Consider the following 24,534-nt stretch of genomic DNA (forward strand, 5'->3'; position numbering starts at 1 on the left):
CGACGTCTTTGCGCCGGACATATGGCGGCTCTCAGGCCGCCTTGGTCGTCTAAGCCGGCCAGATTCAGCCGACGTTTTTCATCCGATACTCCGCGCTCTTCGCATGCGCTTGCAAACCTTCGCCGTAAGCCAGTTCCGCCGCGATCTCGCCGAGCGTCTGCGCGCCTTCCGCGCTCACTTCGATCACACTCGAACGCTTCATGAAATCGTACACGCCGAGCGGCGACGAGAAGCGCGCCGTGCGTGAAGTCGGCAACACGTGGTTCGGGCCCGCGCAGTAATCGCCGAGGCTTTCGCTCGTGTAGCGGCCGAGGAACATGGCGCCCGCGTTGTGGATCTGCGCAGCCCACTGATGCGGATCGAGCGCCGAAATCTCCAGATGCTCGGGCGCGATATCGTTCGCGATCGCGCACGCTTCGGCCATGTCCTTCACCTTGATGAGCGCGCCGCGGTCTTCGAGCGAGCGCTGAATGACTTCGCGGCGCGGCATGGCCGGCAGCAATTCGACGATGGCTTCTTCAACGCGCCGAATGAACGCCGCGTCCGGACACAGCAGAATGGATTGCGCGAGTTCGTCGTGTTCGGCTTGCGAGAACAGGTCCATCGCGACCCAGCGCGGGTCGGTGGTGGCGTCGCAGATGACGAGAATTTCGGACGGCCCGGCGATCATGTCGATACCGACCGTGCCGAACACGCGCCGCTTCGCCGATGCGACATACGCGTTGCCCGGCCCGCAGATCTTGTCGACCGCCGGCACGGATTCGGTCCCGTACGCCAGCGCGCCAACCGCCTGCGCCCCGCCGATGGTGAACACGCGGTCCACGCCGCCGAGCAGCGCCGCCGCGAGCACGAGCGGGTTCTTGACGCCATCGGGCGTCGGCACGACCATCACGATTTCCTTGACGCCCGCGACGCGCGCCGGAATGGCGTTCATCAGCACGGACGACGGATACGCCGCCTTCCCGCCCGGCACGTAGATGCCCGCGCGATCGATCGGCGTCACCTTCTGGCCGAGCACCGTGCCGTCGGCTTCGGTGTAATGCCAGCTATGACTGCCGCATTCGATGCGTTGCTTCTCGTGATATCCGCGCACGCGAGCAGCCGCTGCTTCGAGCGCCGCGCGACGTTTCGGCTCAAGCCCTTCCAGCGCGGCTTCGAGTTCCGCCACGGGCAATTCGAGCGCCGCGACGCTGTGCGCCTTCAGACGATCGAACTGGTTGGTGTAGTCGAGCACGGCGGCGTCGCCGCGCGCTTTGACATCCGCGAGAATTTGCGCGACCGAGCGCTCTATTGCTTCGTCCTCGCTCGCCTCGAATGCGAGAACCGCGCGCAAAGCTTTCTGAAAACCGTCGGTGCTGGAATCGAGTTTGCGAATCTTGATAGACATGCTGGTTTTCCGTTTGCTGTGGCTCGCCGCGCGACTACGCGGCTGCCCTAATTATCCGTTCCTGCCGATGCGCGCTCGAAAGCGTCGAGATACGGCTTGAGCGCCGCGCGCTTCAGCTTGAGCGCGGCCTGATTCACGACGAGGCGCGACGAAATCTGCATGATCTCTTCGACTTCGACCAGATTATTCGCCCGCAGCGTGCCGCCCGAACTGACGAGATCGACGATGGCATCGGCCAGACCGACGAGCGGCGCCAGTTCCATCGAACCGTAAAGCTTGATCAGATCGACGTGCACGCCCTTCGCCGCAAAATGCTCACGCGCGGTCTCCGTATATTTCGTCGCGACACGCAGACGCGCACCCTGACGCACCGCGTTCGCGTAATCGAAGCCAGCTTTCACGGCCACCGACATCCGGCAGCGCGCAATGTTCAGATCAACCGGCTGATAAAGCCCGCTTCCGCCATGCTCGATCAACACGTCCTTGCCCGCCACGCCGAAATCGGCCGCGCCGTATTCGACGTAGGTAGGAACGTCGGTGGCCCGCACGATGATCACGCGCAAATTCGGATTCGTCGTCGGCAAAATGAGCTTGCGCGAGCTTTCCGGATCTTCCACGACCTCCACGCCGGCAGCGGCGAGCAGCGGCACCGTCTCCTCGAAGATACGCCCTTTCGACAGCGCGAGCGTCAGCGGCGCATTGGCGGCAAGCGAGGACGACGTCTGCGGCAACGAACTCATTGTTCGCTCCCGCTGCCCTTGATACGGCTCACCCGCGCGCCGACCGCCGTCAGCTTCGACTCCATGCGGTCGTAGCCGCGATCCAGGTGATAGATGCGGTCGATGAGCGTTTCGCCATCGGCGCACATTGCCGCGATCACGAGACTTGCCGACGCGCGCAGATCGGTCGCCATGACCTTCGCGCCCGACAGCATGTCCACGCCCGAGACGAGCGCCGTGTTGCCGTCGATGGTAATGCTCGCGCCAAGCCGGTTCAGTTCCTGCACGTGCATGAAGCGGTTTTCGAAGATCGTCTCGACGACTTGCGACGTGCCCTTGGCAATAGTGTTCAGCGCCATGAATTGCGCCTGCATGTCAGTGGGGAACGCCGGATATTCGGACGTGCGGATGTTGACCGCTTCGGGGCGCTTGTTCATGCGCACGCGCATCCAGTCGTCGCCTTCCTCGATGCTCACGCCCGCTTCGCGCAGCTTGGCGGTGACGGCATCGAGCAGCGACGGCGTGACGTTGCGCAGCGTGACATCGCCGCCCGCGGCCGCGACCGCGCACAGGAACGTGCCCGCTTCGATACGGTCCGGCACCACGCTATGCTTCGCGCCGTGCAGCTTCTCGACGCCCTCGATGACGAGCCGATCCGTGCCGATGCCATCGATCTTCGCGCCCATCTTCACGAGCAAATGCGCGAGGTCGGTAACTTCCGGCTCGCGCGCGGCATTTTCGATGACCGTCTCGCCGTCCGCGAGCACTGCCGCCATCAGCAGATTTTCGGTGCCGGTGACGGTAATCATGTCGGTGACGATGCGCGCGCCCTTCAGACGCTTCGCGCGCGCTTCGATGAAGCCGTGCTCGATATTGATCTCGGCGCCCATCGCCTGCAGACCCTTGATGTGCTGATCGACCGGACGCGCGCCGATTGCGCAGCCGCCGGGCAACGATACCTTCGCCTCGCCGAAGCGCGCGACGAGCGGACCGAGCACGAGGATCGACGCGCGCATGGTCTTGACCATTTCGTACGGCGCGACGAGGTTGTCCACTTTCGATGCGTTGAGCGTCACGCGGCCATCGCTCGACGCTTCGGAGTGCACGCCCATCTGGCGCAGCAATTTGAGCTTCGTGCGCGTGTCCTGCAAATTCGGCACATTCGACAGATGGACGTCGTCGGCCGTGAGAAGGCTTGCGCACAGAATCGGCAGAGCCGCGTTCTTCGCGCCCGATACGGTGATTTCGCCGGAGAGCTTCGCGCCCCCCGTGATGACCAGTTTATCCATGATGACGTGTCCTTCGACCGAGCGTCCTGCTGCGGAGCCGCTTTCGGCGCCGCGGTTGTCTTGAATGATTCGCACTGTTTCCTGCCGGTGTTGCCGGGTGTTACGGGATGTTGCGTGTTGCGTATTGCTACGAATGTCGCGTATTTACGCGGCTTTGAATTCGTCGGGCGTGAGCGTCTTCATGCTGAGCGCGTGAATTTCTTCGCGCATGCGCTCGCCAAGCGCCGCATAGACCAGTTGATGCCGCGCGATCAGCCGCTTGCCGACGAACGCGTCGCTCACGATGGTCGCGAAGAAGTGCTGGCCATCGCCTTCGACTTCGAGATGCTGGCAGGCGAGGCCGCCAGCGATGTAGTCCTTCACTTGCTCGGGAGTCGGCAACATGAAAGTCTCCTAAAGAATTAGTGACGCAGCTTGAAGCCGCTCGCGAGCAGACGCACGGCAATGAGCGCGAGCACGGCCAGAAATGCAGCGACGATACCCATGCTCACCAGCGGATTCACGTCCGAAAGACCGAAAAAGCCGTAGCGAAAACCGTCGATCATGTAGAAGAACGGATTTAGATGCGACACCGCGCGCCAAACCGGCGGCAACGTATGCGTCGAATAGAACACGCCGGAAAGAAACGTGAGCGGCATGATCAGGAAGTTCTGAAACGCGGCCAACTGGTCGAACTTGTCTGCCCAGATGCCGGCAATCAAACCCAACGTACCGAGGATTGCCGAACCGAGGATCGCGAACGCAATGATGTAGAACGGCGCGGAAAAAGACATCGGGACGAACCATATCGTCACGACGAAAACGCCGAGCCCGACACAAAGTCCACGCGCCACCGATGCCAAGACATACGCAAAGAACATTTCCCAATGCGCAATGGGCGGCAACAGCACGAACACGAGATTGCCTGTGATCTTCGATTGAATCAGCGACGACGAGCTATTCGCAAACGCGTTCTGCAAAACGCTCATCATCACGAGGCCGGGCACGAGAAAGCTCGTATAACCAACGCCAGCATAAACCTGTACGTGCCCGGAAAGCGCGTGACCGAAGATGGTCAGATACAGCAACGCCGTGACGACCGGCGCGAGCACCGTTTGAAACGATACCTTCCAGAAGCGCAAAAGCTCCTTGTAGAACAACGTCTGAAAGCCGCTCATGAAAGTCCCTCGACCACGTCGGGTTCGTTCATGACTTGCACGAACACGTCTTCGAGATCGGCTTTGCGAACCTCGATTTCATCCAGCGCGCAACCGGCCGCGCGGCACTTCGCGAGAATCGGCTCGACATCGTCGTAGCTCGAAAGGCGCAGCAGGTGCTGCATGCCGGACACCGCGTGCGGATCGACTTCCAGCGGACGCAGTTCCACAGGCAGCGAGCCGCTCGAAAAGCGCAGATAAAGTTGCAGACCGGAAAAGCGTTGCAGAAGCGTGCTCGTGCGCTCGAGCGCCACGACTTCACCACGGCGAAGCATGGCGAGACGATCACATAGCGCCTCGGCTTCTTCGAGGTAATGCGTGGTCAGCACGATGGTGTGCCCTTCGCGATTCAATCGCGAGATGAACTTCCAGAGCGTCTGACGAAGTTCGACATCGACGCCCGCCGTGGGCTCGTCGAGCACGATCACCGGCGGCCGATGCACCAGCGCCTGCGCCACCAGCACGCGTCGCTTCATGCCGCCCGAGAGCGCGCGCGTGTTGACGTCCGCTTTCTCGGTGAGATCGAGATTGGCCATGACTTCGTCGATCCAGTCGTCGTTCTTGCGCAAACCGAAATAGCCCGACTGAATTCGCAAAGCCTCGCGCACGGTGAAGAACGGATCGAACACCAGTTCTTGCGGCACCACGCCAAGCGCACGGCGCGCCGCGCGGAAGTCGCTCACGACATCGTGGCCGCGCACGGACACCGTGCCGCTATCGGCGCGCGCGAGTCCGGCAAGGATGCTGATCAGCGTGGTCTTGCCGGCACCGTTGGGGCCGAGCAAGCCGAAGAATTCGCCCTCTTCAACCGTGAGGCTCACGCCTTTGAGCGCCTGAAGCTGCTTGTAGCGCTTTCTGACGTTTCGGATTTCTATGGCTGACATTGACAGTGCGCGTGCCTCGTGTGGCCGCGCCTCGATTGTGCGGATAACGCTTGACGGACCCGGGCTCGATCGAAAAATTGCCGGGTGCGGGCCCGAAAAAGCATTTGATTATAGGGCAAACCGGATGGAGCCGACTTCGGAGCGATCCTGATCGCGGCAACGCAAGCCTGGTTGCCGCACCTGATATGGCGTCAGGACAGGATCAATGTCGGAAGGAGAGCAGCGTGTCGACGCCGTAAGCTTGCGCGAGACTGGCAAGCTTGGAAGGAACATTCACGACGCCAAGCGCCGTGCCGCGCTCGCTGGCGGCGCGCTGCCATGCAAGCAGCACGGCGAGCGCGGATGAATCGAAATGCGTGAGCGGCGCGCAGTCGACTTCGGTTGCACCCGCCGCGATACGCGACAAACCCGCGTCGAGCGCAGCCTTCGCGCTTTCGTGGGTCAGCGTGGCGGCCGTTTGGAAGCGGCCGCCCGCGACTTGCGCATTTGCCTGCGTGCTCACGATGCCTTGCCGTTCGCGAGTTGCTGATTACGCTGCGTGAGGAATTGCAGCAAGCCAGCCACGCCATTCTGCGAAATCTGCTCGTTGAACTGTTGCTGATACGCCTGGATCAGCCATGCGCCGAGCACGTTGATGTCGTACACGCGCCAGCCTTGCGGCGTTTTGTACAGGCGGTAGTCGAGTTCGATCGGCGAGCCGTTATTCATCACGACCGAGCGGACCACGACATCCGTGTCCTCCGGCGACGCGCGGAAGGGCTTGTACTGCACCGTCTGGTTACGAACCTGAGCGAGCGCGCCCGAATACGTGCGAATGAGCAGCATCTTGAATTGCTCGACGATCTGCTTTTGTTGCTCGGGCGTTGCCGTGTTCCAGTTGCGCCCCATCACGAGACGCGTGGTACGGGTGAAGTCCGTGTACGGCAGGATCTTCTGATTGACGAGTTCAGTGATGCGCTGGATGTCGCCCGACTGAATCTTGCTGTCGGACTTGATGTCGTCGAGCACTTGTTGCGTGACGGTCTTGATCATCACGTCGGGCGCGCTCGAGTCGACGGATTGCGCCGACGCCGCGCCGCAGAACGCGATCAGCATGGCGAAGATGGGAAGCAAAAAGATTTTTTTCATCGCAGATCCTGCAAAAAAAGGGGCTTGAGTTTGAGCGCGCTGGCTAGAACGAGTTCAGATCGCGCGCCTGTCAAACTGTAAAAAATGCTGCCAAGTATTTTACCGGCCGTTAGCGCCAGTCCGCTCAACGCAAGCGGAACGAAGGGAATCCCGGCGCGCGCGGCGGAACGTACTGATGTCCCGGAACCGTGTTGTTGCCCGTGTCGCTCGCTGCGCGCGGCGCGCCAGCGGCTCCAGAAGCAGGCGTCGCGCCCGATGCCGCTTCGGACGGAACCGCCGTGGCCGAAGCGCCCGCCGGAGTCGCGGCTTCCGCGCCTTCCGCATCGTAGTTTGGAAGCGGCGCTTCGCTGTAATCGGGCGAGGTGCCTTCGCCACCGGTAATCAGATATTGCCGCCGCTGCAGGTAAGCGTTACGAACGAAAGAGTATTTGTCGAGCGCGGCATCCGAAAGAATGTCGGATGCATCCAGCAGGTTCGCGCGTGTGTTCACGAGATTTACGCCGTACAAGGCCCAGCTCACGGAATCCGGCTGCACGTAACTCAGCGGATTACCGAAATAATCGACCGCGAGGCCGCCGGTATCGCGCACGGTGCTTGGTCCAAGGAGCGGCAGCACGACGTACGGGCCAGGCGGCACGCCGTAGTGCCCGAGCGTGAGACCGAAGTCGCCCGAATGCTTCGGCAGCTTGGCGACGGTCGCCACGTCGAACAGACCGCCCACGCCGAACACCGTGTTGATCGCGACGCGCATGATGTCAGACACGCCATCCGCGATTCTCAGTTGCAGAAGATTGTTCGCCGCGATGTAGACATCGCCGATATTCGAGAAGAAGTTCGTAACGCTGTTGCGCACGGGTTCCGGGACGGCCCAGACGTAAGCCTGCGCCACCGGCTTGAACGCGTATTGATCGACCTTGTCGTTGATCGTGAACATCGTCCGGTTGTAGCTCTCGAAGGGATCGCCCTTGGTCGGAGTGGTCACTGTCGCGCACCCGCCGAACATGCCCACCGTTGCCGCTAGAACGATTGCGCGCCGCATCCCTGTCGAGTGCATGTTGTTTCTCCTTATTGAGCCGTACCCGAGGCTGCGCTCGCGCCCATCGCGCTTGCCGCACCCGGAAATGCCGGTGCGGGAGCTGCCGTTGCCGCCGGCGCCGCCGAGGATTTCGACGCGCCGGAATCCGCTGCCTTGTTATAGAGGAACTGTCCGATCAGATTTTCTAGCACCACGGCGGACTGCGTCATCGTGATGGTGTCGCCGTTCTTGAGCATCTGATCGTCGCCGCCCGGCTCCAGGCCGATGTACTGCTCGCCGAGCAGACCGGAAGTCAGAATCTTGGCGGACGAATCTTTCGGAAATTGATATTGCTTGTCGATGTCGATGGCGACCACCGCCTGATACGTATTTCCATCGAAGCTGATCGAGCCGACGCGCCCGACCGTCACGCCCGCGCTCTTGACCGGCGCGCGCGCCTTAAGGCCGCCGATGTTGTCGAACTTGAGCTTCACCGCGTAGGTCTGCTGGAACGACAGCGAACTCATGTTGCCCGCCTTCAGCGCAAGGAACAGCAGCGCCACGAAACCGAGCACCACGAAGAGGCCGACCCAAAAGTCGAGAGCAGTCTTTTTCATCGTCTTCCCAAAGAGAATCTTGTCGCAGAGCGCGTGTGAGGTCTGTGCCCTTCACAACGCCCACGCCCTCGCGGGCGTTTTGCATTTGGTTCATTAGCTGGACATCAGCTGAACATCAACGCGGTCAGCAGGAAATCGAGGCCGAGCACCGCGAGCGACGCGTACACGACCGTCTTCGTGGTCGCGCGCGACACGCCTTCCGGCGTTGGCCGTGCTTCGTAGCCCTGGAACAATGCGATGAACGTCACCGCGAAGCCGAACACGATGCTCTTGATGACGCCATTGCCGACATCGCGCCACACGTCCACGCCGCCTTGCATCTGCGACCAGAACGCGCCGGAATCCACGCCGATCAGCAACACGCCGACCACATACCCGCCGATGATGCCGACCGCGCTGAAAATGGCCGCCAGCACGGGCATGGCGATGATGCCCGCCCACATGCGCGGCGCGACCACCACTTTCATGGGATCGACGGCCATCATTTCCATTGCCGTGAGTTGTTCGCCCGCCTTCATCAAACCGATCTCGGCAGTCAGCGACGTACCCGCGCGGCCGGCGAACAACAGCGCCGTGACGACCGGCCCGAGTTCGCGCACGAGCGAAAGCGCGACCAGCAGTCCGAGCGCCTGCTCCGAACCATAGCGGTTCAATGTGTAATATCCCTGCAGCCCGAGTACGAAGCCGACGAACAGGCCCGACACCGCGATGATGACAAGCGAATAATTGCCGACGAAGTGAATTTGCTTCGTGACGAGACGCGGCCGCCGCAAAAGCGGGAAGAATTCGAGTACGAGGCGCAACAGCATGCGCATTGCATAACCGGCGGTTCCGAAACCGTCGAGCACCCAGCGTCCGAGCGCGCTGATCATGCTTTCCCTCCGATGCCGAAATCCGCCGCGAGCGGCTGGCTCGCGTAATGAAACTTGAAGGGACCGTCCGGCGTGCCGTCGATGAACTGACGCACGGTCGGGTCTTCCGACGCGCGTAATTGCTCCGGCGTGCCTTCCGCGTGAATGCCGCCGTTCGCGACGAAGTACACGTAGTCCGCAATGGCGAACGACTCGGGCACATCGTGCGAAACGAGAATGGACGTGGCGCCGAGAGCGTCGTTGAGCGTGCGGATGAGTTGCGCGGTTATGCCGAGCGAGATGGGATCGAGACCGGCGAACGGCTCGTCGTACATCATCAGTTCGGGATCGAGCGCGATGGCGCGGGCAAGCGCGACGCGGCGCGCCATGCCGCCGGAAATCTCCGACGGCGCGAGATCGCGCGCGCCACGCAGGCCAACCGCGTTGAGCTTCATCAGGACGAGATCGCGGATGAGCTCTTCCGGCAGATCCGTGTGTTCCCGCAGCGGAAACGCGACGTTCTCGAACACGGTCTGGTCGGTGAACAGCGCGCCGAATTGAAACAGCATGCCCATCCGGCGGCGCAGCGCGTAAAGACCGTCGCGCGATTGCGTGCCGACGTCCTTGCCCGCGAACAGCACCTGACCGCGGCTGGCTTTCACCAGCCCGCCGATCAATCGTAAGGTTGTCGTCTTGCCGCAGCCGGAGCCACCCATGACCGCAACCACCTGACCACGCGTGAAACGCATGTTCAGGTTCGAGAGAACGGGCCGATTACCGTAACCGAAATCGACGTCGCGAAGCTCTAGCAGGGGCTCGGGGAAAGCTGGCACGAGGTAAGAAATTCCTTGGACGCAAGAGGCCGAATTATAGGGCCTGCGCGCAATCGGTGCTTTACCTACGCTCTACCCGATATGATTTTCAGAACATTTACCCTTGATTTGCAAAGCTTTGTTGTAGCGACTCGACGGCGGCTTCGGTGTCCGCCGCTTCTGTCACGGCACGCACGACAGCAGCGCTTCCTACGCTGGTCGCCAGCACCTCGGGCAATACCTTGCCGTCGATACCGCCGATCGCGACGAGCGGCACACGTCCTTTCAGAAGCTTTACGTAGCGTGTAAGCCGCGCCAGGCCTTGCGGCTTGGTGGGCATGACTTTCGTCGTGGTGGGAAACACCGCGCCGAGCGCGAGATAGCTCGGCCGGAAGTGCAGCGCGCGAAGCATCTCGTAATAGCCGTGCGTCGAAAGTCCGAGGCGCAAGCCGGCTTGCGCGATTGCCTGCAGATCGGCGGTTTCGACATCTTCCTGACCGAGATGCACGCCGTAAGCGCGTGCGGCGATCGCTTCGCGCCAGTGATCGTTGATGAAAAGCTGCGCCTGATGCCGCTGCCCCGCCACGACCGAACGCTCGATTTCGCCGTGAAGGTCCGCTGCGTCGGTGGTCTTGCGGCGCAACTGCGCCGTGCGCACGCCGAGGTCCAGCACGCGTTCGACCCAATTCGCGCTCGGCAAGACGGGGTAGAGACCGAGCTTGTCCGGGCAAGCGGGAAAGGCAGGTTCCGGCGCGGGCGGAAGATCGCCGACGCGCGGGAACGTGTCGAAGTCGCTTGGCCACGCGTCTTCTTTCTGTTCGTCGCCGGCGCGCCATGCCATTGCCAGGACGAGCGCATCGTGCGGTTCGAAATTGCAGTCGAGGAACGCCGCCAGCGCGGCCAGCCAGTCGTCGGAACGCTCGCCTTCGAGAACATGGCGCGCGCCTGCATGCAGCAATATCACGCGACGTTCGTACGCTTCCAGCACCGTCGCATTGCCCGCGGCGTATGGCTCGTTGACGACGAGCAGATCCTGCGCACTTGGCGTATCCGGCACGGTCAGGCAGATGCGCCAGCGCGTTGGCGGCGCGGGCCACTCGCCGAGCCGCGCGCGGATACGTTCGGCGACTTCGGTCAACTCATCCGCCGGCGGCCAGAAAACTTCGTGTCCGAGCAAGCTCATGCAGCACCTCCGTCCTGATGCCAGAACGGCATGCCAACGACCGGCGTGCTGGCCTGCGCGCTGTCGCGCTCGGCCATCGGACCGGCGAGAAACGCCGTGCGCCCGGCTTCGACACCCAGCGCGAACGCGCGCGCCATCTGCGACGGAAAGGTCGCCTGCGACACGGCGGTGTTCAAGAGCACACCGTCGAAACCCCACTCCATCACCTGGCACGCATGCGAGGGCACGCCGAGGCCTGCATCGACGATCAGCGGCACGTCTGGCAGCCGCTCGCGCAACGTGCGCAGACCGTAGGGATTGGTCACGCCCTTGCCGGTGCCGATGGGCGCGCCCCAGGGCATCAACGCCTCGCAGCCGGCATCGAGCAGACGGCGGCCGATCACGAGATCCTCGGTGCAATAAGGCAGCACCTTGAAGCCGTCGCGCACGAGCTTGCCCGCCGCTTCGACGAGGCCGATCGGGTCGGGCTGCAACGTGTAGTCGTCGCCGATCAGTTCCAGCTTGATCCACGGCGTGTCGAAAACCTCGCGCGCCATGTAGGCGGTGGTCAGCACTTCATCGACGCTATGGCAGCCCGCCGTGTTTGGCAGCAGCGCGACGCCGTGACGCTTGAGGACTTCGAAAAAACCGGCCTCGCCAGTCTCGGACTGACGGCGCAGCGCGACGGTCACCATGCCGGGCCGCGCGGCATCGATGGAATCCGAAAGCGATTGCAGCGACGGATAACGCGATGTGCCGAGCAGCACACGGCTCGGGAACGTCTGGCCGTAGAGCGTGAGGCTATGGGCGGCGGTGTGTGAGGTCATGATTCGATCCTTCGGATTCGGTGGATTCAGCCGCCCGCGACGGGCGACACGACGTCGAGCTTGTCGCCGGCTCGAAGCGTCTTCGTGCCGTGCTCGCCGCGCGCGACGAACTGCCCGTTGAGCGCGACCGCGAACGGCGGTTTGGCGCCGAATGCGGCGAGCGCGTCGGTGACGGTGGCGGCATCGGTCAGACTGAATTCGCGCTGATTGATGTGGATGTTCATGGCTTTGACTTTCGATGACTAGAGCGCGGCCGCGATGGCCGGTTCGCTATGCAGAAGTTCGGACCAGCGCGCGCCGCCGCGATAATCCGCGAACGATGCGGCGTCCGCGACGGTTCCGCCGGCGATGGCTTGGGCGAGTGCGCAGGCGGCATCGGCGACTTCCGGCGCGATCATGAAGCCGTGCCGATACAGGCCGTTCACGCGCACGGTCCGCGCCCCGTCCCAGACGATGGCCGGCCGATGATCCGGCAGCGTCGGCCGGCACTGAGAATTGAGTTCGAGGATGCGCGCCTCGCCGAAACCCGGATGCACCGCGAACGCCGCACTCATCAGTTCCAGCGCCGAGCGCACGCTCACGGGCGACATGTCCTCGCCTTCGACTTCGGTCGCGCCGATCACGTAAAGATCGTCCTCTTTCGGCGCGATATACAGCGGATAACGCGGATGCAGCAGCCGCACCGGCCGCGACAACCCGATGCCCGGCGCATGCACGCGCGCCACTTCCCCGCGAATACCACGCAACGCGGGCCACGCAGTTTTGCCGCCCAGCCCACGGCAATCGATGATCCAGCGCGCGTCGGGCATGGCATCGACCGGAGAATTCCAGTGCGTGCGCACGCCGCGCGCCGTAAGTCCGGCCGCGAGCGCTCGAAGCGCCTGACGATTGTCGAGTTGACCTTCGTGCGGCAGCAGCCAGCCTTGCGCGAAACGCGTGCCGAGCGCGGGTTCCGCTTGCGCGACTTCCGCGCCCGCGAGCTTGATGAAGCCGCCATCGAGCAAGCTTGCAGGCGCGTTGGCGCGCAGCCTGCGTTCGAACAGCGGCGCTTCCGCGCGATCCGCGCCGTGCCAGACGACGAGCGTGCCGTTGCGCTGAAAGTAAACCGGCTCGGGCAACTCGGCGATGAGACCCGGCCAGCGTTCCAGCGACGCCGCGCCGAGTTCGACGACGAGCGGCTCCGCACTCGTCGCCTCGGCGAGCGGCGCGAGCATCGCGGCGGCCACCCACGCAGCCGACTGCGTGCCCGCCTCGTCGCCGCGCTCGTATAGCGCGACGCCGTGGCCCGCGCCCGCGAGTTGCCACGCCACGAGCCGCCCGACGAGTCCTCCGCCGATGACGGCGAAGTCTGGCCGGCGCGCGGCGGGCTGATCGATCGTGTTCACTTTTCCGATGTCTCCTGTCGATCGAAACGAGGCTGTGCGCCGCTCCGGTCTTATCCACGACTGATAACGCCGTGCAGCAAACGCACGAACGCGAAGACAAAACTTGCAGAGGAGAGACCGGCCCGGCAGCGGCAACGCAAACAACGCGCGCCAGGCGGAAAAGAAAGATGATGGAAGAACCTGGAGGAAAGGCGCGACGGCCGCGCGTTCTCCGGAAACTTCCCTCGCCGGTATTACCCGGATCGGGTGCAAAGGGTCTCTCTCAGCCTCGCCGCGCCAGCACACCGATAATTCGATGACGTCGCGCGCGAAGCACCCCTGTTTCGTCGAAGATCATTAGACCATGAAAGCCAAAGCCGCTGCAAACCGGGATTCCCCGCCTTTGGTCGCCTCAGTCGGCACTCTGGCACAATGCCGCGAGCATGGTTCTCCGCATGGTTGTGCGAATGAGCACGGAATTAAGCGGCAGTTAAGGGAACCTCTGAACAATCTGCGGGACAGGAAAGAGGCTGCGCGTGCGAGTATCGCGGCGCGGTGCGTCCATTCGTAACTCGGACCGGCATATCATCAGGAAGGTCATGGCCAATTCTCAACCGGAAAACACGCAGCAACAAGCCGACACGGTCTCTGCGTGGAGCCTCATCAAGCCCTACTGGGTCTCGGAGGAGCGCGGCTTCGCATGGGGTCTGCTCGTTGCCATCATCGCGATCAACATGACGGTCGTATGGATCAACGTGCGGCTCAACAGCTGGAGCGCGGCGTTCTACAACGCGCTGCAGAACAAGAACGTCCACGACTTTCCGCACCTTCTGCTGGTCTTCACCGGCCTCGCCTTCGCGTACATTCTGCTTGCGGTTTATGGGAGGTATCTGCGGCAGATGCTCGGCTTCCGCTGGCGCCAGTGGCTGACCAACAAGTATCTCGAACAGTGGTTCGGCGACCGCGCTTTTTACCGCATAGAACGCGACCGTCTCGCCGATAACCCCGACCAGCGGATCAGCGACGACCTGCAATCCTTCGCGACCACCACGCTGTCTCTGTCGCTCGATCTGCTTTCCACGCTCGTCACGCTCGTCACGTTCATCACCATTTTGTGGACGCTCGCGGGCGCGCTGACCATCACGGCATTCGGCACGCCGCTCGTCATTCCCGGCTACATGGTCTGGGCGGCGGCGCTTTACGCGATCATCGGCTCGGTCATCATTCAGAAGGTCGGGCATCCGCTGGTGTCGATCAACTACCAGCAACAGAAGGTCGAGGCCGATTTCCGCTTCGGGCTGATTCGCGTGCGCGAGAATGCCGAGCAGATCGCGTTTTACGATGGCATCGCCACCGAGACGGCCAACGCGAAGACCATTTTCCAGCGCATTCGCGACAACTGGTGGATGATCATGAAGTACACGAAGCGCATGACCTTCGTGCTCAGTTTCTACGGACAGATCGCCATCATCTTCCCGATCATGGTTGCCGCGCCGCGCTATTTCGCGGGCGCGTTCTCGTTCGGCGTCTTGATGCAGATTTCATCGGCGTTCGGCACGGTCAGCGATTCGTTCTCCTGGTTCATCAACAGTTACTCGACCTTGGTCGAATGGCGCGCCACGGTGAATCGTCTGCGCGAATTCAAGCGTGTGATGCGCTCGACGCATATCCGCGAGGAAACGTCGCCGGCAACGGCGCATGGCGGTATCAACCTGCATTACACGAGCACGAAAGCGCTGACGACCAAGGGGCTTGCGCTCGCGTTGCCGAATGGCACGCCACTTTCGCGCGTGGGCGATGTGACGATAGAACCGGGATCGCGCTGGCTGATAGTCGGGCCGTCGGGCGCGGGCAAGAGCACGCTGATGCGGGCTCTGGCGGGCCTTTGGCCGTTCGGCGACGGTAGTATCGACGCACCCGTCGACGCGAAGATGCTGTTTATCCCGCAAGTGAGCTATCTCCCGATCGGCACGCTGCGCGCGGCGTTGAGCTATCCGTCGCCGGGTGGCACCTTCACCGACGAGGAATCGCGCGAGGCGCTGCGTCTGTGCAATCTGGCCGAGTATGGCGACCGCCTGGAAGAAAGTGCGCACTGGGCGCGCAGCTTGTCGCCGGGCGAGCAACAGCGTCTTGCCGCCGCGCGCGTGCTGCTGCACAAGCCCGACTTCCTGTTCCTCGACGAAGCCACCAGCGCCCTCGATGCGGATAACGAACTGCATATCTACAACACGCTCGTCGAACGTTTGCCGAAGGCGGCGATTTTGAGCGTTGCGCACCGGGAGTCGGTGGCGCTGTTCCATGATTATCGGATCGAGATAGAGAGGACGATGGCGGAGGTTTGATTCCGTCTCTTGCTGAATGAAGAACCGCATCCGCGAGCAATTGTGGGTGCGGTTTTTCTTATTTGTGGCGGTGAGTAACTTGCCCTGCGCGCGACGTCATAGACTTCGAAGCGTTACGGCAGACAGTCACAAATAATCGATGGACTTCCTTCTACTGACAGACGACGATCTCGAATCGATGCGCCACGCGCCAAAATCCATCGTCAACAAGGGGGCGCGGTGGGTAACGAAAGGCGGTCACCGCGAAAAGAATTACGTGCTCCACGATGCACGCGATATGACACAGGTTTACCGGCTCTTTCTTCGCGTCTCGCTGACCAGAGCCAGTGCGTTTTCTGTCGGTCTCGCGCGTGTGTGGTCACCTGATGCAACCCTTGTGCTCGTGCGTTACAACGGTCCTTATCACGGGCACAGAAATGTTATCGAGCGCGTCAAGGTTCCCTTAGGCTGTCACAAGCATGTCGCCACCGAACGATACATCCGTGCCGGCCACGATCCGGACGGCTATGCTGAATCGGTCTACGACTACAATTCGGTTGAGGGAGCATTTGATTGTCTCTGCAGGGATTGCAGCGTCGACTTGCTTGACTACAACCCGTTTCAATCCGAGCTCGAGTTCTGACATGCTGCGCGACGCACCCGATACGGTTAAACGACTGCTCTGCGAGTCATGGTGTTCCGAGCTGGACGTGGCACAAGACGGTGATGCGCTTCGCTTGTCCATGCCGCTGCTGGAACCGGATGGCGACTACGTGACGGTCTGGCTTCGTCAAACGATGGGCGGCTGGCTCATCGAAGATGCGGGCACGACGTTGATGCGCATTTCCTACGACTCCGACGCTACTCTTCTCACGCGCGGTCCACGCCGTGTGCTGCTGGACAAGATGCTGGCGGAATACGGCGCGCGCCTTGGAGAAGATGGGCAGATCGTGTCCGAGTCAGACGAAACTTCACTCGGCATGTCTTTGCTTCGCTATGGTCAAGCCTTGGTGCGCGTCAACGACCTAAAGACATGGAGCAAGTCACGTGTCGCATCGACTTTTTCCGACGACCTGAAGCGTCATCTGATAGAGATTGTCGGAGTAGACAACGTGCTCGAGAACTATCTGGCGCCGCAAGTTCCCGACGCCGCTGACTACCCAATCGACTTCTCGCTCAGAGGCGGCCGCGCACCTCTTTTCGTATTCGGTGTCGCCACGCGGGAACGAGCGCGGCTGGCAACTATCGTCCTTCAGCATATCGATCAGCACATCGAGTCGTTCGATTCGATCGTGGTTTTTCAGGATGCCAGCGCGTTACCGAGCGGTGATTTACGTCGTTTAATGAACGCCGCCAACGACATGGTGGACTCGCTCGACGCGAAAGGCGCACTCGAAAAGAAAATCCGCCATCGCCTGAGAACGGCATAGCCCCGCCAACAAAAAAGGGCGAACCCCAAAGGCCCGCCCTTTTCTCCCATCAACCCCGCTCTTTTATCGCGGCAATTCGCTACTGCCCATCAAATACGCATCCACCGACCGCGCGCACTGACGCCCTTCGCGAATCGCCCACACCACGAGCGACTGACCGCGCCGCATATCGCCTGCGGTGAACACCTTGTCCGCCGACGTGTAATACGCTTTGTCACCTTCGGTCGAGGCGCGCACGTTACCGCGCGCGTCCTTGTCGACGCCAAACGCATCCAGCACCGGCGAAGCTGGCTGCGTGAAGCCCATGGCGAGCAGCACGAGGTCGGCCTTCAGCTCGAACTCGCTGTTCGGCACTTCCTGCATCTTGCCGTTCTTCCACTCGACGCGCACCGCGATCAGCTTCTCGACCTTGCCATTCTTGCCTTCGAAACGCTTCGTCGCAACCGACCAGTCACGCTCGCAACCCTCTTCATGCGACGACGACGTACGCAGCTTGATCGGCCAGTAGGGCCACACGAGCGGCTTGTTCTCTTCCTCGGGCGGCTGCGCGAGCAGTTCGAACTGCACCACGCCCTTCGCGCCATGCCGGTTCGAGGTGCCGACGCAATCCGAACCCGTGTCGCCACCGCCGATCACGACGACATGCTTGCCCTTCGCGACCAGTTGCTCCGCGAGCTTGTCGCCTGCGTTGACCTTGTTCTGCTGCGGCAGGAATTCCATCGCGTAATAGATGCCTTCCAGCTCGCGCCCCGGCACCGGCAGATCGCGCGGCGTTTCCGAACCGCCCGCCACCACGACCGCATCGAACTGTTCTTTCAGTTCGTCCGGCGTGATGGTTTCCTTGGCCGTATTGCCGATGTGCCCCGGCAGCGCGTCCTTGCCGATGAACACGTTGGTGCGGAACGACACGCCTTCCGCTTCCATTTGGCGCATGCGGCGGTCGATCAGCCACTTCTCCAGCTTGAAGTCGGGAATGCCATAACGCAGCAAACCACCAATGCGATCGTTCTTTTCGAACACGACCACGTCGTGACCGGCGCGTCCCAGTTGCTGCGCGACCGCGAGCCCGGCGGGACCGGAGCCGACCACCGCAACCTTCTTGCCGGTCTTGTGTTTGGGCGGCTGCGGCGCGACCCAGCCTTCGGTCCACGCCTTGTCGATGATCGCGTGCTCGATCGACTTGATGCCCACCGGATCGTCATTGATGCCGAGCGTGCAAGCCGACTCGCACGGCGCCGGACAAATGCGTCCCGTGAACTCGGGGAAGTTGTTGGTCGAATGCAGCACTTCGATCGCGCTCTTCCAGTCCTGACGGAACACGAGATCGTTGAAGTCCGGAATGATGTTGTTCACCGGACAACCGTTGTTGCAAAACGGAATGCCGCAGTCCATGCAGCGCGCGCCCTGAACCTTGGCGTCTTCATCGGTCAGCGCGGCGACGAATTCCTTGTAATGCTTGACGCGGGTCAGCGGTGCTTCGTACGCCTCGTGGCGGCGTTCGAACTCGAGAAAACCGGTTGCCTTGCCCATGTGGTTCTCTTCTTTCTCTGTATTTGGTGAGGAACTCGCTCTCCGGCGTACCGGAGAGCTCTTCTATAGTGAGACCGCTCAGGCCGCGAGTGCGTCCTTTGCCTTCTTCGCGCCGATCTCGCCGAGCGCGCGCTTGTAGTCGGTCGGGAACACCTTCACGAACTGACGGCGCGACGCATCCCAGTTTTCGAGCAGCGCCTTGGCACGCGGCGATCCGGTGAACTGGAAGTGACGCTCGATCAAACCCTTGAGCAGCGCTTCGTCGGTCTTGCCGGCATGCCACAGCGCGCGATCCACCGTGCGCTCCTGTTCGGCCTGTTGCAGCACCGGATCGAGGGCCACCATGGTCTTGTTGCACTTGGCGCCGAACGTGCCGTCCGGATCGAACACGAACGCGACGCCGCCCGACATGCCCGCCGCGAAGTTGCGGCCCGTCTCGCCGAGCACGACCACCGTGCCGCCCGTCATGTATTCGCAGCCGTGATCGCCCGTGCCTTCGACGACTGCCGTCGCGCCCGAGTTTCGCACGCAGAAGCGCTCGCCCGCGACGCCACGGAAGTACGACTCGCCTTCGATAGCGCCGTACATCACCGTGTTGCCGCAGATGATGTTCTCCTCGGACTTGCCACGGAAGTCGTTGGTCGGGCGAATGATGATGCGCCCGCCCGACATGCCCTTGCCAACATAGTCGTTACCGTCGCCGACGAGGTCGAGTGTCACGCCCTTGGCGAGGAACGCGCCGAAGCTCTGACCCGCCGTGCCCTTCAACTGGATATGGATGGAGTCGTCGGGCAAACCGTCGTGGCCGTACTTCTTCGCGATCAACCCGGACAGCATGGCGCCGACCGTGCGGTTCACGTTGCGCACCGGCTGGATGAACGAAACGTGCTCGCCCTTCTCGATCGCCGCCTTTGACTTCTCGATCAACACGTGATCGAGCGCCTTGTCCAGACCGTGGTCCTGCACATCGACGTGCTTGCGCGCGACTTCCGCGCCCACCGGCACTTGATAGAACACGCGCGAAAAGTCGAGACCCTTCGCCTTCCAGTGTTCGACGCCCTTCTTCGTGTCGAGCAATTCGGCGTGGCCGATCAGATCCTCGAACTTGCGAATACCCAGTTGCGCCATGATCTCGCGCACTTCTTCCGCAATGAAGAAGAAGAAGTTGACGACGTGTTCCGGCTGGCCAGTGAACTTCGCGCGCAGCACCGGATCTTGCGTCGCGACGCCGACCGGGCACGTGTTCAGATGGCACTTGCGCATCATGATGCAGCCTTCGACGACGAGCGGCGCCGTCGCGAAGCCGAATTCATCCGCGCCGAGCAGCGCGCCGATCACGACATCGCGGCCGGTCTTCATCTGGCCGTCGGCCTGCACGCGGATACGGCCACGCAGACGGTTCAGCACCAACGTCTGCTGCGTTTCGGCAAGACCGAGTTCCCACGGCGTGCCCGCGTGCTTCAGCGACGACAAGGGCGATGCACCCGTGCCGCCATCATGGCCCGCGATCACGACGTGATCCGCCTTTGCCTTCGCCACACCCGCAGCGATGGTGCCGACGCCCACTTCGGACACCAGTTTCACCGAAATGCTCGCCGCGGAATTCACGTTCTTCAGATCGTGAATGAGCTGCGCCAGGTCTTCGATCGAATAGATATCGTGGTGCGGCGGCGGCGAAATGAGACCGACGCCCGGCACCGAGTAACGCAGCTTGCCGATATAGTCGGAAACCTTGTGGCCCGGCAGTTGACCGCCTTCGCCCGGCTTCGCGCCTTGCGCCATCTTGATTTGAATTTGATCCGCCGACGACAGATATTCCGCCGTCACGCCGAAGCGGCCCGATGCAACCTGCTTGATCTTCGAGCGCAGCGAATCGCCGTCTTTCAACGCGACGTCGGTGACGATTTCATCGCCGATCAGGGACTTGAGCGTGTCGCCGGTCTTGATCGGAATGCCGCGCAGTTCGTTCCGGTAGCGCTTCTCGTCCTCGCCGCCTTCGCCCGTGTTCGACTTGCCGCCGATACGGTTCATGGCGACCGCGAGCGTGGCGTGCGCTTCCGTGCTGATGGAGCCGAGCGACATCGCGCCTGTCGCAAAACGCTTCACGATGTCCTTCGCCGGCTCCACTTCGTCTAGCGGAATGGCCTTCGACGGGTCGAGCTTGAACTCGAAGAGACCACGGAACGTCATGTGACGCTTCGTCTGGTCGTTGATCAGATGCGCGTATTCCTTGTACGTCTGATACGAGTTGCTGCGCGCCGAGTGTTGCAGCTTGGCGATGGCATCCGGCGTCCACATATGCTCTTCGCCGCGCACGCGATAAGCGTATTCGCCGCCCGCATCGAGCATGTTCGCGAGAACCGGGTTGTCGCCGAAGGCATCGCGATGCAGGCGAATGGCTTCTTCCGCCACGTCGAAGATGCCGATGCCGCCGACCTTGGACGCCGTGCCACGGAAATACTTCTCCACGAGCTCGGAGGACAAGCCGACCGCTTCGAAAATCTGTGCGCCGGTGTAGGACATGTAAGTGGAAATGCCCATCTTCGACATGACCTTGTACAAGCCCTTGCCGACCGCCTTCGTGAAGTTGTAGATGACCTTCTCGGCCGACAGATCGCCCTTGAAGCCTTCCGCCATGTTGGCGAGCGTTTCCAGCGCGAGGTACGGGTGAACGGCTTCCGCGCCGTACGCCGCGAGCAGCGCGAAGTGATGCGTCTCGCGCGCCGACCCGGTTTCGACGACGAGACCCGTGCTCGTGCGCAGACCATGCTGCACGAGATGCGAGTGGATGGCCGACGTGGCGAGCAGCGCCGGAATCGCGACATTGTCGCGGTCCATCTTGCGGTCGGACACGATCAGCATGTTGTAACCGGACTTCACGGCATCGACGGCTTCGGCGCACAACGACGCAATGCATGCTTCCACGCCTTCCTTGCCCCAAGCCACCGGATAGCAGATGTTCAGTTCGTACGAGCTGAACTTGCCGCCGGTGTATTTGTCGATGGCGCGAATCTTCGCGATGTCTTTGAAGTCGAGCACGGGCTGCGACACTTCGAGACGCATCGTCGGGTTGATGTTGGTCGTGTCGAGCAGATTCGGCTTAGGACCGACGAACGAGACCAGCGACATCACCATGTTCTCGCGGATCGGATCGATCGGCGGGTTGGTCACTTGCGCGAACAACTGCTTGAAGTAGTGATAGAGCGTCTTGTTCTTGCCGGACATGACCGCGAGCGGCGAGTCGTTGCCCATCGAGCCCACGGCCTCTTCACCCGACTGCGCCATGGGCGCCATCAGAAACTTGAGGTCTTCCTGCGTATAGCCGAACGCCTGCTGACGGTCGAGCAGCGCGGCGGCTTCGCGACGCTGCGTTTCGACGTCTTCCGCCTTCGGCTCGATTTCGTCGAGCTTGATACGCACGGCGTCGATCCAGCTCTTGTACGGCTTCGCGTTCGCGAGGTTGTCCTTGAGCTCCTTGTCCTCGATGATGCGGCCTTGTTCCATGTCGATCAGGAACATCTTGCCCGGCTGCAGACGCCACTTCTTGACGATCTTCGATTCCGGGATAGGCAGCACGCCCGATTCCGACGCGAGGATCACGAGGTCGTCGTCGGTGATGAGATAGCGCGCCGGACGCAGGCCGTTACGGTCGAGCGTGGCGCCGATCTGGCGGCCGTCCGTGAACGCGATGGCGGCGGGACCGTCCCACGGCTCCATCATCGCTGCGTGATACTCGTAGAACGCGCGGCGGTTGTCGTCCATGAGCGTGTGCTGTTCCCATGCCTCGGGAATCATCATCATCATGGCGTGGACGAGCGGATAGCCCGCCATCACGAGCAGTTCGAGACAGTTGTCGAACGAAGCCGTGTCCGACTGGCCGGGATAAATCAGCGGCCAGAGCTTGGGCAGATCGTCGCCGAGCACGTAGGAGGCGATCGCGCCGGTGCGCGCGTTCAGCCAGTTGACGTTGCCCTTCACGGTGTTGATTTCACCGTTGTGCGCAATCATGCGATACGGGTGAGCCAGTTCCCACGCCGGGAACGTGTTGGTCGAGAAGCGCTGGTGCACGAGCGCAAGCGCCGAGACCACGCGCTCGTCCTGCAGGTCGCGGTAATACACGCCGACCTGACCGGCCAGCAGCAGGCCCTTGTAGACGACCGTGCGCGACGACATGGACGGCACGAAGTATTCCTTGCCGTGCTTGAGCTTGAGCGCCTGAATGCGGTGGCTCGCCGTCTTGCGGATGATGTAGAGCTTCCGCTCGAGCGCATCCGTCACGACGATGTCCTTGCCCCGCCCGATGAAGATCATGCGGATGAGCGGCTCACTCGCCTTCACGGTCGGAGAAATAGGCATGTTGCCGTCGACCGGGACGTCGCGCCAGCCGAGCACGACCTGGCCTTCCGCCTTCACCGTGCGTTCCAGTTCCTGTTCGCACGCGAGCCGCGAAGCATGTTCCTTCGGCAGGAAGATCATGCCGACGCCGTATTCGCCGGCAGGCGGCAAAGTCACGCCTTGCTTGGCCATCTCTTCGCGATAGAAGCCGTCCGGAACCTGAATCAGAATGCCCGCGCCGTCGCCCATGAGCGGATCGGCGCCGACGGCGCCACGGTGATCGAGATTCTCGAGGATCTTGAGACCCTGCTGAATGATCTCGTGGCTCTTTTTCCCCTTGATATGGGCGACGAAACCGACGCCGCAAGCGTCATGTTCGTTGGCAGGGTCATACATGCCCTGCGCGGCGGGAGGCGAACCGACTGCCGGTTGCTGATGATCGTTCATGGGGACACCGTCTCTACTGTGAGGGGCCGACTCGGCCGTTGAACCATTTTTTATGTCGCCCGCGGCGTTTATTTCGACTTGGAAGCCGCGAAGCCGGTCGTGCAACGGGCGCGCTGCGCCGCAAAAACCGCCGGAAATCGAAATATACGCGACCAATCAAAGAGATGGCAAATAAAATATGATGATGCGTCACTAATTATCGATATGGTGCACGTATGCCCCAAAATATTGGTTCCATATCGATATTGGGCAAAAACAAACGGCGCGCCCGAATTTTCGTGCCGCCGTCCTTTTGAAGCGTCGTTTTCCGCGATGCCCGTGGTTATTGAGATTGAGGCGTCTCGCGCACTTTACGCGGCCGTCCGCGCGGCAATGGCGACACGCGCCGATTCGCCGCACGCGATGCCCAATCGCGATACGCATCGCTGCCGAGCACCCAGCCTTTCAGTGTGGCTTGCAGGAGACGATTGGCCTCACGCTCGTCGAGCGGCTGATCGCACAACTCCTTGTAGGCATGCTGGCGTTCGAACGGCGTGTTGCCGAGCGACCAGAAAAGCGGATGATCCGTGATCAGTCCGTCGAGCGTCAGCCCTATATGGTGCCGAAAACTCGACCACTTGTAGTCCTGCGGCGCGGCAACCAGACCCGCGCGAACCGGCGCGGTTTCAACCACGCGCGTGGCAAGCAGGAAATAACGTTCACCCTCGATGACCGTTGCGCGATATCGCCCTTCCCACAACGTCCCGCGCCGCGTGTAACGGCGATTGAAATGCGCCACGTAACGACGCCCGACTGCCTGCATCGCCTTGGGAAGGCTGGATTCGTCGCGCGGCGTGACAAGCAGATGCACCGCCTGCGGCATCAACGCATATGCATGAATGGAAAGATGATGATCACGTGATGCAGTTCTCAAGCAGTCGATGAAAAGCTCGTAGTCCTGGTCGTCGACGAAGGCAGGTTGCTGGTCGAGACCGCGCAGGATGACATGCTGCGGCTGATCGGGAACATAAAGTCGTGCAAGCCGTGCCATTCTGGATATTCCATTGATCGCGTTTGTGTTACCCCAATCGGGGACCTTGTGGAGATGTTGAGGCAGCGTGGACGAAACACATGCAAATGCCATGCAACACGATTCCAACGCCGCACACGTCTTAGGGAAAATGCTCTACGGCGACGCTATGGTTACTTTGAAATCTTATGCTCATAATGAGCGTGCTTTT

The 24,534-nt window shown here is 61.8% G+C and carries 22 protein-coding genes and 1 riboswitch; of the genes, 3 read left to right on the forward strand and 19 right to left on the reverse strand.

The genetic code is table 11. The features are described from left to right. Window positions 1-64: 64 nt before the first annotated feature. The 16 genes from hisD to LDZ28_RS12225 form a co-directional block, all read right to left on the reverse strand. Window positions 65-1,387: a histidinol dehydrogenase gene (gene hisD / locus LDZ28_RS12150; protein WP_244826375.1), complete on the reverse strand. Its 1,323-nt coding sequence runs from the start codon at window positions 1,385-1,387 to the stop codon at window positions 65-67. A gap of 47 nt (window positions 1,388-1,434) precedes the next feature. Further along, window positions 1,435-2,127, reverse strand: a complete 693-nt coding sequence (gene hisG / locus LDZ28_RS12155; RefSeq protein WP_244826376.1) for an ATP phosphoribosyltransferase — start codon at window positions 2,125-2,127, stop codon at window positions 1,435-1,437. Continuing rightward, the gene (gene murA, locus LDZ28_RS12160; protein ID WP_244826377.1) at window positions 2,124-3,395 is read right to left on the reverse strand and encodes a UDP-N-acetylglucosamine 1-carboxyvinyltransferase; all 1,272 of its coding nucleotides are present in this window, start codon (window positions 3,393-3,395) and stop codon (window positions 2,124-2,126) included. The genes hisG and murA overlap by 4 nt, the downstream gene beginning before the upstream one ends. 144 nt (window positions 3,396-3,539) lie before the next feature. Beyond that, window positions 3,540-3,779 carry a BolA family protein gene (locus LDZ28_RS12165; RefSeq protein ID WP_244826378.1) on the reverse strand — a complete coding sequence of 80 codons (240 nt, stop codon included), beginning with the start codon at window positions 3,777-3,779 and terminating at the stop codon, window positions 3,540-3,542. Between the two features lie 17 nt (window positions 3,780-3,796). After that, the gene (locus LDZ28_RS12170; protein ID WP_244826379.1) at window positions 3,797-4,552 is read right to left on the reverse strand and encodes an ABC transporter permease; all 756 of its coding nucleotides are present in this window, start codon (window positions 4,550-4,552) and stop codon (window positions 3,797-3,799) included. After that, the gene (locus LDZ28_RS12175; protein ID WP_244826380.1) at window positions 4,549-5,475 is read right to left on the reverse strand and encodes an ABC transporter ATP-binding protein; all 927 of its coding nucleotides are present in this window, start codon (window positions 5,473-5,475) and stop codon (window positions 4,549-4,551) included. Before LDZ28_RS12175 ends, LDZ28_RS12170 begins: the two co-directional genes overlap by 4 nt. Window positions 5,476-5,677: 202 nt before the next feature. Beyond that, window positions 5,678-5,977 carry a lipid asymmetry maintenance protein MlaB gene (locus LDZ28_RS12180; protein ID WP_244826381.1) on the reverse strand — a complete coding sequence of 100 codons (300 nt, stop codon included), beginning with the start codon at window positions 5,975-5,977 and terminating at the stop codon, window positions 5,678-5,680. Next, window positions 5,974-6,603: a phospholipid-binding protein MlaC gene (locus tag LDZ28_RS12185; RefSeq protein ID WP_244826382.1), complete on the reverse strand. Its 630-nt coding sequence runs from the start codon at window positions 6,601-6,603 to the stop codon at window positions 5,974-5,976. Before LDZ28_RS12185 ends, LDZ28_RS12180 begins: the two co-directional genes overlap by 4 nt. 124 nt (window positions 6,604-6,727) lie before the next feature. Beyond that, complete coding sequence (locus tag LDZ28_RS12190; protein ID WP_244826383.1) at window positions 6,728-7,657, reverse strand: VacJ family lipoprotein; 930 nt, start codon at window positions 7,655-7,657, stop codon at window positions 6,728-6,730. 11 nt (window positions 7,658-7,668) lie between these two features. Beyond that, complete coding sequence (gene mlaD / locus LDZ28_RS12195; RefSeq protein WP_244826384.1) at window positions 7,669-8,235, reverse strand: outer membrane lipid asymmetry maintenance protein MlaD; 567 nt, start codon at window positions 8,233-8,235, stop codon at window positions 7,669-7,671. A gap of 104 nt (window positions 8,236-8,339) precedes the next feature. Continuing rightward, window positions 8,340-9,107, reverse strand: a complete 768-nt coding sequence (gene mlaE, locus LDZ28_RS12200) for a lipid asymmetry maintenance ABC transporter permease subunit MlaE (RefSeq protein ID WP_244826385.1) — start codon at window positions 9,105-9,107, stop codon at window positions 8,340-8,342. Next, window positions 9,104-9,919, reverse strand: a complete 816-nt coding sequence (locus LDZ28_RS12205) for an ABC transporter ATP-binding protein (RefSeq protein ID WP_244826386.1) — start codon at window positions 9,917-9,919, stop codon at window positions 9,104-9,106. Before LDZ28_RS12205 ends, mlaE begins: the two co-directional genes overlap by 4 nt. A gap of 97 nt (window positions 9,920-10,016) precedes the next feature. Next, a complete protein-coding gene (gene thiE, locus LDZ28_RS12210) occupies window positions 10,017-11,081 on the reverse strand; it encodes a thiamine phosphate synthase (RefSeq protein ID WP_244826387.1) in 1,065 nt (354 codons plus the stop codon). Beyond that, on the reverse strand, window positions 11,078-11,887 hold the full coding sequence (locus tag LDZ28_RS12215; protein ID WP_244826388.1) for a thiazole synthase: 810 nt from the start codon (window positions 11,885-11,887) through the stop codon (window positions 11,078-11,080). Before LDZ28_RS12215 ends, thiE begins: the two co-directional genes overlap by 4 nt. A gap of 26 nt (window positions 11,888-11,913) precedes the next feature. Then, window positions 11,914-12,111: a sulfur carrier protein ThiS gene (gene thiS / locus LDZ28_RS12220; RefSeq protein WP_244826389.1), complete on the reverse strand. Its 198-nt coding sequence runs from the start codon at window positions 12,109-12,111 to the stop codon at window positions 11,914-11,916. An 18-nt stretch (window positions 12,112-12,129) separates the two neighbouring features. Next, on the reverse strand, window positions 12,130-13,272 hold the full coding sequence (locus LDZ28_RS12225; protein WP_244826390.1) for an FAD-dependent oxidoreductase: 1,143 nt from the start codon (window positions 13,270-13,272) through the stop codon (window positions 12,130-12,132). 202 nt (window positions 13,273-13,474) lie between these two features. Further along, window positions 13,475-13,602: riboswitch (TPP riboswitch) on the reverse strand. Window positions 13,603-13,850: 248 nt separating this feature from the next. On the opposite strand from LDZ28_RS12225, the gene LDZ28_RS12230 reads away from it, so the two are divergent. The 3 genes from LDZ28_RS12230 (at window position 13,851) to LDZ28_RS12240 (ending at window position 17,002) form a co-directional block, all read left to right on the forward strand. After that, the gene (locus tag LDZ28_RS12230; RefSeq protein ID WP_244826391.1) at window positions 13,851-15,593 is read left to right on the forward strand and encodes an ABC transporter ATP-binding protein/permease; all 1,743 of its coding nucleotides are present in this window, start codon (window positions 13,851-13,853) and stop codon (window positions 15,591-15,593) included. A gap of 139 nt (window positions 15,594-15,732) precedes the next feature. After that, window positions 15,733-16,215, forward strand: coding sequence for a hypothetical protein (locus LDZ28_RS12235; protein WP_244826392.1), 483 nt, complete (start codon window positions 15,733-15,735; stop codon window positions 16,213-16,215). A gap of 1 nt (window position 16,216) precedes the next feature. Next, window positions 16,217-17,002, forward strand: a complete 786-nt coding sequence (locus LDZ28_RS12240; protein ID WP_244826393.1) for a DUF1828 domain-containing protein — start codon at window positions 16,217-16,219, stop codon at window positions 17,000-17,002. Window positions 17,003-17,065: 63 nt separating this feature from the next. On the opposite strand, the gene LDZ28_RS12245 is transcribed toward LDZ28_RS12240, so the two are convergent. The 3 genes from LDZ28_RS12245 to LDZ28_RS12255 form a co-directional block, all read right to left on the reverse strand. Then, window positions 17,066-18,532, reverse strand: a complete 1,467-nt coding sequence (locus LDZ28_RS12245; RefSeq protein ID WP_244826394.1) for a glutamate synthase subunit beta — start codon at window positions 18,530-18,532, stop codon at window positions 17,066-17,068. A 78-nt stretch (window positions 18,533-18,610) separates the two neighbouring features. After that, on the reverse strand, window positions 18,611-23,314 hold the full coding sequence (locus tag LDZ28_RS12250; protein ID WP_244826395.1) for a glutamate synthase-related protein: 4,704 nt from the start codon (window positions 23,312-23,314) through the stop codon (window positions 18,611-18,613). A 322-nt stretch (window positions 23,315-23,636) separates the two neighbouring features. After that, a complete protein-coding gene (locus LDZ28_RS12255) occupies window positions 23,637-24,344 on the reverse strand; it encodes a transposase (protein ID WP_244826396.1) in 708 nt (235 codons plus the stop codon). Between the last annotated feature and the right edge of the window lie 190 nt (window positions 24,345-24,534).

Origin of the sequence: Caballeronia sp. TF1N1 (assembly GCF_022878925.1) — a bacterium.
In the GTDB taxonomy this organism is placed as follows: Bacteria; Pseudomonadota; Gammaproteobacteria; order Burkholderiales; family Burkholderiaceae; genus Caballeronia.